Source organism: Saccharibacillus brassicae, assembly GCF_006542275.1.
GTDB classification, from domain to species: Bacteria; Bacillota; Bacilli; order Paenibacillales; family Paenibacillaceae; genus Saccharibacillus; species Saccharibacillus brassicae.
Genome location: NZ_CP041217.1, coordinates 2,304,150 through 2,318,960, shown reverse-complemented (window position 1 = coordinate 2,318,960; position 14,811 = coordinate 2,304,150). Strand labels below are relative to the sequence as shown.

At 62.8% G+C, this 14,811-nt stretch carries 10 protein-coding genes; 7 read left to right on the top strand and 3 right to left on the bottom strand.

The window, feature by feature from the left end:
• The first annotated feature begins 190 nt into the window (after positions 1-190).
• A complete protein-coding gene (locus FFV09_RS09640) occupies positions 191-1,231 on the top strand; it encodes a helix-turn-helix transcriptional regulator (RefSeq protein WP_141447636.1) in 1,041 nt (346 codons plus the stop codon).
• An 83-nt stretch (positions 1,232-1,314) separates the two neighbouring features.
• Positions 1,315-1,926 carry a GyrI-like domain-containing protein gene (locus tag FFV09_RS09635; protein ID WP_141447635.1) on the top strand — a complete coding sequence of 204 codons (612 nt, stop codon included), beginning with the start codon at positions 1,315-1,317 and terminating at the stop codon, positions 1,924-1,926.
• A 393-nt stretch (positions 1,927-2,319) separates the two neighbouring features.
• On the opposite strand, the gene FFV09_RS09630 is transcribed toward FFV09_RS09635, so the two are convergent.
• Positions 2,320-4,986: a DUF4084 domain-containing protein gene (locus FFV09_RS09630; RefSeq protein WP_141447634.1), complete on the bottom strand. Its 2,667-nt coding sequence runs from the start codon at positions 4,984-4,986 to the stop codon at positions 2,320-2,322.
• Positions 4,987-5,173: 187 nt separating this feature from the next.
• Here FFV09_RS09630 and FFV09_RS09625 point away from each other — a divergent pair, with 187 nt between their 5' ends.
• From FFV09_RS09625 to ypfJ, 3 genes are all read left to right on the top strand, one after another.
• A complete protein-coding gene (locus tag FFV09_RS09625; protein WP_141447633.1) occupies positions 5,174-6,739 on the top strand; it encodes a sigma-70 family RNA polymerase sigma factor in 1,566 nt (521 codons plus the stop codon).
• Positions 6,740-7,072: 333 nt separating this feature from the next.
• On the top strand, positions 7,073-7,963 hold the full coding sequence (locus FFV09_RS09620; RefSeq protein WP_141447632.1) for an EcsC family protein: 891 nt from the start codon (positions 7,073-7,075) through the stop codon (positions 7,961-7,963).
• Between the two features lie 380 nt (positions 7,964-8,343).
• Positions 8,344-9,210 carry a KPN_02809 family neutral zinc metallopeptidase gene (ypfJ, locus tag FFV09_RS09615; RefSeq protein ID WP_141447631.1) on the top strand — a complete coding sequence of 289 codons (867 nt, stop codon included), beginning with the start codon at positions 8,344-8,346 and terminating at the stop codon, positions 9,208-9,210.
• A 573-nt stretch (positions 9,211-9,783) separates the two neighbouring features.
• Here ypfJ and FFV09_RS09610 read toward each other — a convergent pair.
• Positions 9,784-11,712 carry a DUF2252 domain-containing protein gene (locus FFV09_RS09610; RefSeq protein WP_342782096.1) on the bottom strand — a complete coding sequence of 643 codons (1,929 nt, stop codon included), beginning with the start codon at positions 11,710-11,712 and terminating at the stop codon, positions 9,784-9,786.
• A gap of 234 nt (positions 11,713-11,946) precedes the next feature.
• On the opposite strand from FFV09_RS09610, the gene FFV09_RS09605 reads away from it, so the two are divergent.
• On the top strand, positions 11,947-12,303 hold the full coding sequence (locus tag FFV09_RS09605) for a nucleotide excision repair endonuclease (protein WP_141447630.1): 357 nt from the start codon (positions 11,947-11,949) through the stop codon (positions 12,301-12,303).
• 157 nt (positions 12,304-12,460) lie between these two features.
• Here FFV09_RS09605 and udk read toward each other — a convergent pair whose 3' ends face one another.
• Positions 12,461-13,099 carry a uridine kinase gene (udk, locus tag FFV09_RS09600; RefSeq protein ID WP_141447629.1) on the bottom strand — a complete coding sequence of 213 codons (639 nt, stop codon included), beginning with the start codon at positions 13,097-13,099 and terminating at the stop codon, positions 12,461-12,463.
• A gap of 245 nt (positions 13,100-13,344) precedes the next feature.
• Between udk and FFV09_RS09595 the strand changes: the two genes are divergently transcribed.
• Complete coding sequence (locus FFV09_RS09595; protein WP_141447628.1) at positions 13,345-14,739, top strand: GGDEF domain-containing protein; 1,395 nt, start codon at positions 13,345-13,347, stop codon at positions 14,737-14,739.
• Positions 14,740-14,811: the final 72 nt, after the last annotated feature.

Sequence of the window (14,811 nt, the reverse complement as noted above, 5' to 3'; positions counted from 1 at the left end):
ATTTTGCTTGCGAGCGTCCGCTTGAGGGCAGGGGCCCGGTACCCGCCGCGATGTCCTCCACCTGATCTTAAAGGATGCGGGAATGCGGTTGCAAGTTTGGCCCGGAAGCCGCAGTATTTCGGACTGGGCGCGAACGTTTGTTTGCCGTAGAATAGAGGAGAGAAGGCTGCGCGAAGAGGAGGAAGAACGTATGAAAATCGACCGTTTGCTGGCGATCACCATTCTGCTGCTGAACCGCAGGCGCATCAGCGCGGGGGAGCTGGCGGAGAGATTCGAAGTCTCGACCAAGACCGTCTACCGGGACATCGAGACGCTGTGCCGCGCCGGGATTCCGATCGTGTCGCATCAGGGCATGAGCGGCGGGTTCGAGCTGATGGAACGCTACACGATCGGGCGGCAGATGCTCAGCTCCGGCGAGATCGAAGCGCTGCGCACAGCGGTAAAAGGCGCGGCCAGCGTGCTCGGGGACCGGACGTTCGCCGACCTGACGGAGAAGGTGCAGGCGCTGCTGGGCAGCGGAAGCGGCCAGGAAGGAGCCGGGCCGGGCGTCGTGTTCGACTTCAATCCGTGGGGACCGAACGGAATGATGCGCGGCCAGGTCGAGATTTTGCGGCAGGCTGCCCGGGAAGCGGTGCGGATGGACATTCGCTACCTGAACATGAACGGGCTGGAGAGCCGGCGCCTTATCGAACCGTCCATGCTGCTGATGAAAGGAAGCGTCTGGTACGTACAGGCGTACTGTCTGCTGCGCAGCGAATTCCGGCTGTTTCGGCTGTCGCGCATACTGGAGCTCAGGGAGACGGGCGAGCCGTTTCTGCCTAAGCCGGCGCCGACGCTCGACGGTTACGCATGGAACGACGACTGGAATCCGCTGCCCCGGATCGAAGTGTCGCTGCGTTTTCGCCCGGAAGTCCGGATTCGCGTGACGGACGAATTCAATCCGGCGAGCATCGAAGAAACGGAAGACGGAAGCGTCCGGGTGCATACGTCGTTCTCGCGCGACGAATGGTTCTACGGCATGCTGCTCAGCTACGGCGACAAGGTGACGGTCGAATCGCCGCCCGAAGTGCGAAGCGAGCTGCTGCGGCGGGCACGAAGCCTGATCGCCGCTTACGGCGCGGACGCCGACGCCGACGGGAGCGACAGGTCCGGAAGCGAAGGCGCAGCCGGGAAAAGCGTGGCGGATCGCACGTCGGATCGGGTATTGGAGCGGGTGTCGGACCGAAAATGAGAAGGTGCCTCTAACATGGACAGCAAGCTGTCCATGTTAGAGGCGTATACTGACGGAAACGGAGTCGAGAGAGGAAGAGGGAAATGGAATCTTTCAATGCGTCAGCCCGTCAGCGCGAGCACCAGGAAGAATCGGAGAGCGGGGCCGCGTACGAGACGCGCAAAGCGTTTGCCCTGACCGGCTTCGCCGCAAGAACGACCAATGCGGCCGAATTCGGTTCGGCCGGCAAAATTCCGGGCCTGTGGCAGACGTACGGACAAAGTTCGCTCGCCGCGGACCCGGGGCCCGAAGTGCTCAATCCGCATCTGCTCTATGCGCTCTACACCGATTACGAGAGCGACGCTTCGGGCGCCTACACGCTCGTAATCGGCCATGAATCTGCCGCCGCTTCGGCCGGATCGCAGACTTCGGCCGTTCGGTCCGAAGCTTCCCAAGCCGCAGCGGAGAGCGCGGAAAGCGGCGCGTTCCGTGTGCCCGAGACGTTCCGGGCGCTGGTGCCGCAGAGCCGCTATCGGGTGTTCAAGACCCGCACAGGCCCGATGGGCGAAGTCGTCGCCGAAGCGTGGGCCGGCATCTGGGCCCATTTCGAACAGTCGGCCGAGCGGCGGACGTATACCGGCGACTTCGAGCTGTACGACACCCGGGGCATGGACCCCGAAGCGGCGGAAGTGCTGATCTATATCGCGGTCGGCTGAACGCTGGGCGCTTGGGCGGAGGTCCCGGTTGGAGCGAAGACCGGGTGAGAGATCGAACGGACGAGCGAACTGACGATCGAACGGACGATCGAACCGAAGACGGTGCCGGATATGGGAAAAGAAAACCGATACACGAACAACCCCCGCCGGGTCCCGGCGGGGGTTGTTCGTTCCGATACGCAGCGAGCGCTTAAATCCGAAGCCAAGACGACAGGCGAAGGCGAAGCTGGCCGACGCACCGGTCGACACCGCGTCCCACCCGCTTGGGGCGCCGAGCAGCGCGTTCGGCGACCCGCCGACCGGCCCGCTCGCGGCGCCGAGCGACAGATTCGGCGCTGAGCCGATCCATACGCCGACCGACCCGCTCGGAAGCACGCTTATGAGCGCGTCCCGTCACTTCGGTACGGCGTGCAGCATCGTCCAGATGTCTTCGGGCGGCACCGGCCGGCCGAACAGGAAGCCCTGCATCTCGACGCATTCGATCGTACGCAGAATCTCGGCCTGGTTCTCGCTTTCGACGCCTTCGGCGATGACGCTCATGTCCAGCGTCCGGGCGAGATCGATAATGTGCGAGACGATCTTCCGGTTGACCTGGCGGTTCTCCAGCTTGCTCGTGAACTGCCGGGCGATCTTGAGCTTGTCGATCGGGAACGTCTCCAGATAAGACAGGGACGAGTAGCCCGTGCCGAAGTCGTCGATCGAGAGCGTCAGGCCAAGCTGCTTGAGCGCTTTTAACCGGGCCAGTACGAGTTCCGGCTTCTCCAGCGCCGCCGATTCGGTAATTTCGAGATCGAGCAGATCCGGGCGAAGGCCTACCTCGTTCAGCACGCTTTCGATCTGTTCGACGATATCCGGCCGGTGCAGCTGCCGGGGCGACAAGTTGACGCCTACCTTGATCGGCCTGCCGGCGTCGCTCCACTGCTTCGCCTGCCGGCACGCCTCGTTCAGCACCCAATCGCCGATTGCCAGAATATGCCCGCTTTCTTCCGCGATCGGAATGAATTCGACCGGCGAGACGAGCCCCAGCTGAGGATGGTTCCAGCGGATCAGCGCTTCGACCCCTTTTAACTGTCCGGAAGCGGAATCGATCTGCGGCTGGTAATGCAGGAAGAACTGCTCGGCGTCGAGCGCAAGGCCCAGATCTTTTTCCAACATGAACTTGCGCGACACGCCGGGATCGGTCTCGCAGTACATCCGGTGATGGCCGCGGCCGCCGTATTTGACCTGGTACAGGGCGATATCCGCCTTTTTCATCAGGCCGACCGGGGTGTCGTCGTCGATCGGATACACCGACAGGCCGATGCTCGGCAGCGCGACGATCTCCTGCTCTTCCAGATCGTGCGGAGGCCGGAGCGCTTCCAGAATGCGTTGGGCGGCCGCCCGGACGCCTTCCCGGTCGTCGACGCCGCGCAGGATCAGCGTGAACTCGTCGCCGCCCTGGCGCGCGACCGTGTCCGCTTCGCCGATGCAGAGCCGCAGCCGTTCCGCCACGGAGATCAGCAGCCGGTCGCCTACGTCGTGGCCGAGCGTGTCGTTCACGTTTTTGAAGCGGTCGAGGTCGATGAACACGACGGCGAACGTCTCGCCCGACACGCGCGCTTCCTCGATCGTCTCTTTGAGTTCGGCATCGAACGACGCGCGGTTGGGCAGGCCCGTCAGCGCGTCATGGTAAGCCAGATAACGAATCTGTTCCTCATTGCGTTTGTTCTCCGTAATGTCGCGGCCGATACCGAAAATGCCCACGACGCGGTCGCGCACGCGAATCGGGATATGCGTCACGCTGACGATGCTGATCCGGCCGCTGAGGCTGCGGATTTGGCCTTCGTAACGTTCCGACAGCCCGGACTTGGCGGCGCCCATATAATCGGCCAGGCCGCTGATCGGCTCATGCACGAACTCGGTATGGGACCTGCCGATCAGCTGCTCCGGCGCGCAGTCCAGCAGATCCGCCGAAGCCGCGTTCGCGCTGTCGAACTTGCCGTTCGAATCGAGCGAATAGACGGCGTCCGGATGGTATTCGAACATCGATTTGTAGCGCTGCTCGCTCAATTCGAGCTGTTCCGTCTTGCGGTACACGCTGAGCAGCAGTTGGTGATTCTCCAGAATGATCAGCAGCTGCCGCACGATCACGAGCAGGATCGACACGCCCGTTCCGATCGTAAAAGCATCGATGCCGGCGGAGCCCGAGATCATGAAGAAGAACAGGATCATCACGTTCAGGTAAGGCAGCACGATCCGCGGGATGTCGAGCCGTTCGACGCCCGCCTCCGGCACGTCCCGGACCGATTCGGTCTGCGTTTCGGGCTGCTGGATATATCCGGCGTAGCCGACCAGCAGCAGGCTGAGCATGAAGAACGGATCGACGAAGCTGCCGGAGTCGTACGATTCGGCGGACAGCAGGTACAGATAGATCGAATCGACGAACGCCTGGGTCACGAGGCCGGCGAAGATAAACACGATCAGGCGTCCGGGGAAAATGCGGCGCGCGCCCCAATACAGGCTCATCGCGCCGAACAGCAGCGCCAGATCGGTGATCGGATAAGACAGGTTGACGACCATCGTCAGCGTCGACAGCTTGCCTTCGCGCAGAATCGGCCCGATCAGGTAATGCCAGCTGAACGTGGCGGCGACGGTCATGACGATCAGGATGTCGAACACCAGCTTGAACGCGCCGTAGCTTTTTTTGAGCCGAATAAACGGATAGATGAACGCGGCGAGGTAGCAGACGACCTGAAGAATATAAAAGAAGTCGGTCCAGCCCGGGGAAGGGGGATCGATTCGCAAAAATTTCTCTTCGTACAGCCAGATCAATTCGGCGATAAAATAGCTGAAGCAGCCGATCGACAGCAGCGTCCAGAACGTTCGTTTCTCTCCGAGCGTTCGCCGGGCGGCGCCGGCCAGCCAGAAAGCGGCCGTAAGGCTTCCGGCTACGGACAGGAGATTGCCTCCCCACGTCGCAACGTTGTCGTTGTCGGTCCAGATCGCGATCCAGGCGTAATACCCAAGCGTAAACAATAGGACGAATAAAAGGGCGGCAGCAGGTTTGACGGAAATGCGCATGAAGGGTTCCCTCTTTTTTATATAGTTCTTTAGCTCTATGGTTATCATAGTCTATCTCTCTCTTCATCGGTACGAAAAAAAGAAAGATTAGAAAAATATCCTCATGGAAATAAAGGGCGAAAAAGTAACCAAAGCCGCGCCACGCGGCACTAATAGGGTGAACGAGCGGAGGAGGCCAAGAACGACGATGGAAGATTGGGTGAAAAAAGCGCAGGCGGGAGATCCCGAAGCGTACGAGCGGCTGTTTCGGCAGTTCGGTAAAATGGCCTATGCCGCCGCCTACGAAAAACTCGGCGACGCGCACGCTGCGGAAGACGCCGTGCAGGAGGCATTCGCGGAAGCGTTCGCCGGAATTCGGGAGCTGGAACGCCCGGAAGCGTTCCCCGGCTGGCTGCGCACGATCGTCAGGCGCCGCGCTTTCCGGATGATCCGGCGCAAAGCGGTGCCGACGCTGCCGATCGAAGAGACGGCGGCGGCGTTCGCCGACGAAGCGGCGAATACGGAACAGATCGCGCAGCGCAGAGAGCAGCGGCGGGCGCTGTACGATTCGGTGGAACAACTGCCGGGCAGCCAGCGGCTCGCGGTGCGCCTGTTTTATTTCGAAGGCTACCGGATTCGGGACATCTCGGCTTTTTTGGGCGTATCGGAATCGGCACTCAAAAAAAGGCTGTTCGACGCCCGCGCCCGGCTCCGGTCGGCGCTGCACGTCTCGGACTTCTCCGCCGCGTTCCACGATCTGTACGAAGGAGGAAAAAGCATGCTGCACCTTGTAAACGGAGACCATACGGCCGAGCGGATACGCGAAGCGGGTATCGAAGGGGACGTGCTCGTCTGGCGGGAACTGTATCCGTTCGGACCGGTCTTTCCCGATATGGAACAAGCGTCGGCGCGTTACGCGCGGGCGGAACATTTGGAGCGGGAGCTGGGCATTCCCCGGCAGACGCTGCTCGGCGGCTGCGCGGAGCAGGAACGCAAACTGCGGGAACTGCAGCAGTACGAGGAAGTCGTGCTGTGGTTCGAGCACGACCTGTTCGACCAGACGATGCTGGCGCTGGTGCTGAACCGGATCGGCCGCATGCAAACGGGCAGCGCGCGGATCAGCCTGCTCTGCGTCGGCGCCTTCCCGGGCATCGGGATTTTTCACGGTCTCGGCCAGCTCCGTGCCGACCAGCTCAAGACGCTGTCCGGCACGTGGCAGCCGGTCGGGCCCGAGCAGTACGCGCTCGCGGAGCGGCTGTGGGCGGCCTACAGCTCGCCGAATCCCGAAGACCATGTCCGCTTCCTCGAATCGGACACCGCGGCGCTGCCGTTCGCGCGCGCCGCGTTCGAGGCGCATCTGTCGCGGCTGCCGTCGACCGCGGACGGTCTCGGCGTCATCGAGCGGACCGCGCTCGAAGAAGCGGCCGCCGGCGCCTCTACCCCCGCCGAGCTGTTCAAGCGCTCGGCGGACCGGCTGGTCGCCCTCGGCCTGGGCGACCTGGAATTCTGGCGGCATCTGGAGCGGATGACCGCCGGCCCTGATCCGCTGCTCGTTGCCGGCGGATCGGGAGCGTTCCCGAAATACGGCTTCTTCGCGCCGGAATTCGGGAACCGGACCTTCGCGCCGTCGGAACTCGGACGGCGCATCCTTGCGGGAGAGACGGCCGCGCCTGGGCCGGTCTCTCCCGCCTGGGCCGGCGGGCTGCGCCTCGCCGGCGAAGCTTCGCCGCGCTGGGACGTCCGCGCGCGGCAGGTGGTGCCGGCCGCGGATTGAGCGGAGCGGGGCGGCCGCAGCGGCCCTCGGCCGCCCGGCGCCGCGCCGCTGGGCGGCTGGCCGTTCCCGGGCGGCGAGCGGCCCGCCGCTTGGCCCGGCCGTCTGCGCCGGCGCCGCGCAGGCCCGGCTGCCGGGCGGCCTGAAGGTCCGCCCGCCGCCCGGCGGACTGGGTTCGCCGTTCTCCCGCGTTCCGCTGCGGACCTACGGCCGGCTCTGCGTACACGCTGCGCTCCGCCGCCCCGTCGACGCGTCTTTTTTTCGCATCTTTCTTTTCTGGATCGCGTATAAAGGGTAGTCTAGAAGATACACATCCGAGACCAGGGAGGAACACGCATGACGAACGAACCCGACGAGATCCGTCCGGAGAACGCGGAAGAAGACGCAGCCGGGCGCGAAGCCGCGCAACCGGCCGTGCCCGACAGCACCGAACAGCTTCGCGCCGCATTGGCGGAAGTGGAGAAATGGATGAAGAGCCAGCGCAAACTGCCGATCTGGGACCGCATCACCCAGATTCCGTTCAAGCTGCTCGACAAAGTCACGCCCAAGTTTATCCACCGCAAGATCGGCAGCCTGCTCGACGAGATGGGCAACTACGTCCAGAACGGCGGCAAATACCTGATCGCGCGGCGGCGCGTGACAGGCATGCTGGAGAATCTGGCACGCAAAAGGCAGCAGCCGGAAGCCGGCCCGTACCCGCTCTCCCTGATGGACGAAGCTTCGTCCCGATTGAGCGCGGAGAGCCGCAACCTCGCTACGGCGCAGGGCGCGACCACGGGGCTTGGCGGGGTATTCACGCTCGCGGCGGACATTCCCGCGGTGCTGGGCCTGTCGCTCAAAGTCATTCAGGAAATCGGCCTCTGCTACGGCTACGACGCCAACGAGAAAGCCGAGCGCGTATTCGCGATCAAAGTGCTGCAGTTCGCTTCCTCCGACATCGTCGGCAAGCAGGCCGTGCTGGAAGAACTGAATCTCAAAGCCGGCGAAGACGGCAAACTGCCGCCCGCCATCACCGGGATGTCCAAAATCCAGGGCTGGCGCGAAGTCGTGATGACCTACCGGGAGAGCTGGGGCTGGAAAAAGCTGCTTCAGGCCGTCCCGGTCGCGGGTATCGTTTTCGGCGCGTTCGCCAACCGGCAGACGCTCGGCGACGTGTCCGAAGCGGCCGTCATGCTGTATCGCAAGCGGCGCGTGCTGGAGCGGTTGGACGCTCTGGACCGGCAGTAGCCGAAGCGGCCCGGCCGTGCGGGAAGACGTGCGCGTTCGGGGCTTGTCGGCTCCGTGGATACCGGCTCCGGGCCTGCCGGCTCGGGACTTCTGTGCCCGGAGCGCTGAGCGGGGCGCGTGCGTCCGGGCCGCATACGCTCGGGCCGTCCCGGCGGCCAAATCGGCGTTCGGTCTTGGACCGGACGCTTTTTGGCGCGGTTTTTGCCGCGGTTTTTGCCGCGATTCGCGTTGACTGCCGGGCTGCGGGTTAATTCTGTGGAAGAGAGCGAGAACGCAGCCGGCGCATTTGTTCGCGGGAGTACGGCACGTTCGGCGGATCAATCGGGGCGGCGAAGGCGGGCAGCAATCCCGGGCTTCGCCGCGATCAAGGAGGCACATCGATGCAGTGGAAAGGCAGAAAAGCGAGCCGTAACGTGGAAGACCGGCGCGGACAAAGCGGCGGAGGCGGCGGATTGAAAGTAGGCGGCGGCCTCGGAATCGGCGGAGTCGTGATCGTGATCATCGTCATGCTGCTCGGCGGCGATCCGGGCAGCCTGCTCGGCGGAGGCGGCTCTTCGACGGACACGGCGCAGACCCAGACGCAGGGAAGTTACCAGGGAACGGCGGAGGAAGAAGAACAGGCTGATTTCGTCTCGGTCGTGCTGGCCGACACGGAAGAAGTGTGGAGCCGGGTGTTCCGCGAAAACGGGATGACTTACCGTAATCCCAAGCTCGTCCTGTTTACGGACAGCGTGCAGTCGGCCTGCGGCACGGCCAGTTCCGCCGTCGGGCCGTTCTATTGTCCGGGCGATGAGAAGCTGTATATCGACCTCGACTTTTACGACGAATTGAATCGGCAGTTCAACGCTCCGGGCGACTTCGCGATGGCTTACGTCGTGGCGCACGAGGTCGGTCACCACGTGCAGAACCTGCTCGGCACGAGCGGGAAGGTCGACCAGCTGCGCCGGAAATTGAGCGAAACGGAGTACAACAAGTATTCCGTCAAGCTGGAGCTTCAGGCGGATTATTACGCGGGGGTCTGGGCGCATTACGAACAGGGCCAGAACCTGTTGGAGGAGGGCGACCTGGACGAAGCGCTGACGGCCGCAAGCGCCGTGGGCGACGACAGCATCCAGCTGCAATCGCGGGGCTACGTCGTGCCGGACAGCTTCACGCACGGCACGTCCGAACAGCGCAAAAGCTGGTTCTACAAAGGCTTCCAGAGCGGCACGATCGAAGGCGGCGATACGTTCGGCGGCAGCTTGTAGGATTTGGGCTGCGGGCTGTGGGCGGGCTTGCGCTGCGTGCGGGCGTGCCACGGGAGTTCGCCCGGGCGTCCGATCCAAATGTTGACTTTTCGTCAGCATTTGGATCGAAAACCCGGCTAATTCGGCAAAATGTTGACCTCATGCACACATTTTTGCCCATACAGCGCCGAAAAGGCTGTATTCAGCGAAAAATGTGCACAAAAAGTCAACTTTCAAAGCGAAGAGGCCCCTTTTGCAGCTAAAATGCTGCCCAAAAGTCAACATTTCAGCTGCAAAGAGCTGTAACAGCTCCATACCACCGTGCGGCCAAGCGTGATTCGCGCCGCGTTCGATCCGCCGGATCCGCGATCGACAAAAGAACCTTCATTTCCGCCGCCGGGCGGAAACGAAGGTTCTTTTTGATCGTTCGACCTGCTCGACGAGTCCCGCGGCGGCTGTCTCCGCGCGCAGGGCCGCATCCGCGGTCTTCGGCGGCACTTTGCGCCTCGAGCGGACCGGGTCGGCGTTTTACAAGCCGCCTCTACCGCGTTGCTCCCGGCTTCCGCTCCGCCACGCCCGGCCGCCAGCCGCCGCTCAGTCCTCTTCGCAAGCTCCGGCCGCGGTCTTCGTCTCGCCTTCCATCGACGGCTCGACCGTTACGCCGTCTTCCACGGCCGGCTCCCGTTCCGCCGCCGCCGTCACGCCGCTGCCGCTCGCCACTCCGCCTCCGGCCTCACTGCCGCCTTCCGCGCCGCTTCCAGCCGCGCCCGAACCTGCCGCCTGGCCTTCGCTTCCGGCCTCCCCGCCGCCATCCGCGCCGTTGCCATCCGGGCCCGCACCTGCCGCCGCTTCGCCTCCGGCCGCACCCTCGCCTTCCGCGCCGCTTCCAGCCACGCCCGCACCTGCCGCCGCTCCGCCTCCGGCCTCACCGCCGCCATCCGCGCCGCTTCCAGCCACGCCCGCACCTGCCGCCTGGCCTTCGCCTCCGGCCGCATCCTCGCCTTCCCCGCCGCCATCCGCGCCGCTTCCAGCCGCGCCCGAACCTGCCGCCGCTTCGCCTCCGGCCTCACCGCCGCCTTCCGCGCCGCTTCCAGCCGCGCCCGCACCTGCCTCCTGGCCTTCACCTCCGGCCTTCCCGCCGCTGCCAGCCGCACCCGCACCCGCCTGCGTCTCCGGGAAGCGCTGCGCGATCCACTCCGTGAACAGCGCGTAATCGCGCTCCACGACGTCGGAGTAAGCGTAGGCGAACTGCGAGATGTGTTTGGCGAACGCGTCGGAGTCGTCGCCCATCGCTTTGGCGATTTCTTTTTCGCTGTGGTAGGGCAGGAGGCCCATGCTGACGTCGAAGTCGGCGCGGGCGTGCATCTTGGCCGTCAGGCGGCCCATCAGCGTCAGGACGCGCTCCATGTCTTCGGTCGTTTTGAGGTCTTCGAGCTTCAGGCGCTTCTTGTACGGCGAACGTTCGCGCGCGTAGAAATGGCGGCCGTCCATCGTCAGGAAACCGAGGTAGGGATCGGCTTCGTGGTGCATCGCCTGCTGCGTCGCGGTGACCCGCTTGCCCTGATGGGAGAACGTGTTCCAGAACGATTCGGAATACGGCATGAAGTAGGCGGGCACCGGCACGCGAACTTCCTTGACTTCGAGCACCGTATCGTCGGAATCGCGGTCGCCCGTCGCTTCGGCCGAGCCGCCTTCGATCAGCACGTAGAACCGCGACAGGCCGATCGAAGCGGTGCCGGAACCGCGCTTCACGGCGACGTCCTTGATCCGGTAATGCTCCGCGTCGGGACGGCGGCAGAGCAGCGTGTCCATGTACAGGCTCCAGGACCGCTCCAGCTCTGCGCGTTCCGCTTCGGCCGGTTCGACCAGCTCGGCATTTTCGAGGAACGCGCGTCCGCTCTGCATCCGGGCTGTTACTTTTTCCAGAAAATGACCCTGCTGCCGTTTCTCCAGTTTGCGCAGCAGCTTGCGAACCGGGCCTTTGGCGCAGTCGGAATCGACGACGAAGTCGGCCGGGTCGTCTTTGCCGCAGGCGAACTTGTCGATTTGCTTATAGTACGAACGGATATAATGCGCCGCGGCTTCGACCTGTTCGGTCGGCGTGTAGCCGAGCTGGCGCCCGACGAGCACGACGCTCACGGCCATCCGCACAACGTCGTAGAGGTACGAGCCCACGTACCCTTCGTCGAAATCGTTCACGTCGTAGACGATGCGGCCCGTCTCGCTCTGGAAAGCGCCGAAGTTTTCAAAATGCAGGTCGCCCTGCACCCACGTCGGGCGCTCTTTGGGCGTGTGGTACGGGAAATATTGGCGTGTTACGTCAAAATAAAACAGGTAAGCGCTGCCGCGATAAAAAGAAAACGGGCTCAGCGCCATTTTGCGATACTTCTCGGCCCGTTTGTCGTCATCCAGGCTCATCCGTTCCCCGTCGAATTCCTCGAATATCGAAATCAGCGTATCCTGGCGCAGTTTTTTGCGTGTGCGCAGCACGCCTTCGGTGATGCTTGCGTTAACCGTGGACATGAACTTCACTCCTCTGAAATGGAATCCCGGTCGACCCGCCAAGAAGGCGGCCGCCGGGCTGGCGGACGATCGGGTTCTGCATGGAAAAGCATACGCAGCCGCGACGTCCGAAGTTGCGCTTCCCGTTTATTTTCGTGGCGCGCCGGGGAAATGTATGATAGGATGAGCAGCGCCGGACGCGCTTCGCGCAGCCGGCGGGCCACCGCATCATTCGAATAAGAGGACGTGACAAGCATGATTCAAATTACCGTACCGAAGCCGGACGTCGTGATCGAGAAGCAGACGGATCCGCAGCTCAGCCATATTTACGGCTTTACCGATTTCCACCTGATTACACGGGAGGAAGGCGGCATCTTCATGTTTTACGGCGAGAACGACGAGCTGCTGTTCGTCGGCAAAGCCCGCAAGATCAGACCGCGCATCAAGAAGCATTTCGAAGACAACGTCTCTCCGATGAAGGCTCACCGGGAAGAAGTGCGCCGCATCGAAGTGTGCGTCGTCGCCGATCCGACGGAGCGCGAAATCTACGAGACGTACCTGATCAACAACGGCCGCGCGAAATACAACGTGGACAAAGTCTTTTACAAATAAGACGACCGGACGCCGAGCCGCCGCGAGGCGCTCAAGAGCCCCGTCGATCCGGGAATCGCGCGGCGTCCGGACCCATTTGATGCCAAAAAAGCTTATCCTCCGAAGGATAAGCTTTTTTGCTTGGGCTTTGCGGGTGCTGCGGTTCACGAACACGCGGTCAGGAAGAATGGTTCCACTTGTGGTCGCCCGACAGGTATTTCTCCGTCAGGATCGACAGCAGCTGGATACCGACTTCGTTGTGCCCGCCTTCGGGAATGATCAGGTCGGCGTATTTCTTCGACGGTTCGATGAACGCTTCGTGCATCGGCTTGACCGTCGTCAAATATTGGTCGTGCACCGAACGGATATTGCGGCCGCGATCTTCGATGTCACGCAGCACGCGGCGCAGGATGCGCACGTCCGGGTCCGTGTCGACGAAGACCTTGATGTCGAGCAGGGCGCGCAGATGTTCGTCCGACAGGACGTGCAGCCCTTCGATGATGACGATGTTGTTCGGCTTGAGCTCCACCGTCTTGTCCGCGGAACGCGCGTGCACGGTGAAGTCGTATACCGGAGCGTAAGCCGCCCGGCCTGCCTTGAGGTCGTTCAGGTGCCGAACCATCAGATCGTTGTCGAACGCGAAGGGGTGGTCGTAATTGATCGCTCCGCGCTCCTCGAAGCTCAGCTCCGGATGATCTTTATAATAGTTGTCCTGTGATATGAACGTGACTTTGCCCGCGCCGAGGCGGTCAATGACGGAGCGTGCTACCGTTGTTTTACCGGAACCGGTGCCGCCGGCGATACCAATAATAAGCATGGCGATCGATAAACCTCCCTAGGTTGATGGCCGATTGCAATGTTTGCAATTTCAGTATTGTAGCACAGCGCCGCCTTTTTTTCATCCGATTTTGTCCGATTATTGCGCCGTTTCGCCGATTTAACGAAAATTTTGCGAACGGCGGTCCCGACACCGGCACAAAACGGATTGCGCACGACCGAATGCGCCGATACAATTGAGAAACGCAAAACCCATACTCAGTCCAAGAACGGGAGGACTTCCCTGTGACCAACCCTACCGGCAGCCGAAGTTTGAGCCGGCTGATCCGCCGCTCCATGAATTCGTCCACGCTGTTCACGATTCTCGTCTTTGCGGTCATCGTCACCATCCTGCTCTCCATCGTCATTCGTCCGCTGGCCCAGCTCGGCGCGCAGCTTGTGGCGCATTCGACGATGCGGGAGATGACGTCGCCGGCGTTTCCGGGCAACCACGGCATCGAACGCCTCGAAGACCTGTCGCCCGACGCTTCCGGCTTTCAGCGCTGGTGGGAGACGGTCGAGCGGCAGGAGGTCGTCAATTACCGGATTCCGCTGATCGACGGCGACGAGCCGCTCGTCTACGACGAAGGGCGCGAGATGCCGCGCGAGCTGCATACGGTCGACCTGATCGTCGAGCTGGACGGCAGGGAGCTGTATCGCAGCGCCTATCTGTCGCCGTCCGGCACGGCCGAAGAAGCGATCCGCGAGCGCAACTGGCTGTACGAATATTTCAACAAGCCGTATCTGGCGCCGATCGTGAACGACGAAGGACGGGAGATCGGGCTGATTACGTCCCGGATCTATCCGCCGCTGCTGGTAGAGATCGTAGGCGTCACCGCCGTGCTGATGCTTCTGCTCGGGCTGCTCTGCTTCTATGTCAACTATTTGCTCGGCAAACTGCTGATCGGTCCGATGCAGCGTTCGCTGGGACAGCTGCGCAACGTGTTTCGCCGCCTGGCGGACGGAGACGTGGACGAGCTGTTCGAGAACGGCGTCCGCATGGACCGCTCGTATTCGGAGATCGAGGAGATCGCCGTCGAAGCGGACCGGATCATCGACAACACGAAGATGTATATGGGTCAGCTGCGCGAGAAGAACGAAGAATTGGAAGCGCAGAAAAAAGTGCTGACGCTGCACGCGACGATCGACGGCCTGACGGGGCTGTTCAACCGGCGGCACTTTCTGGAGCTGCTCGCCGGGCGGCTCGAAGAGCCGGGGCTGACGCTTGCGCTGCTCGATATCGACGATTTCAAGCGAATCAACGACACGTACGGGCATGCGGCGGGCGACGTTATTCTCGAAGGCTTTGCCGGCGTGCTGCGCGAAGCGTTCGGAGGCCGTGCGGTAGCGGGCCGGTTCGGCGGCGAAGAATTCGCCGTCTTCCTGACCGGCGTGCCCGAGTCCGAAGCGCTGGATGGCGCCGAGCGTCTGCGGCGGGCGATCGGATCGGCGCGCTTCGAGCTGCCGCGCCACGGTTCGATCGGCGTCACGTCGAGCATCGGCATGGTCTGGGCACGGCACAATCGCGGCACTTTCGAAGAGCTGTACCAGCTGGCGGATGCCGCGTTGTACGCGTCGAAAGCGGCCGGCAAAAACCGGGTGACGCTGGCGGACGATTCGCTGCTGCGCCGCGAAGGGTAACGCCGCGCCGAATTAAATATGGATTCCTTTTCAAATTTTGTCCAAAAAATGGGCAGGAATGAGACGGGCTCT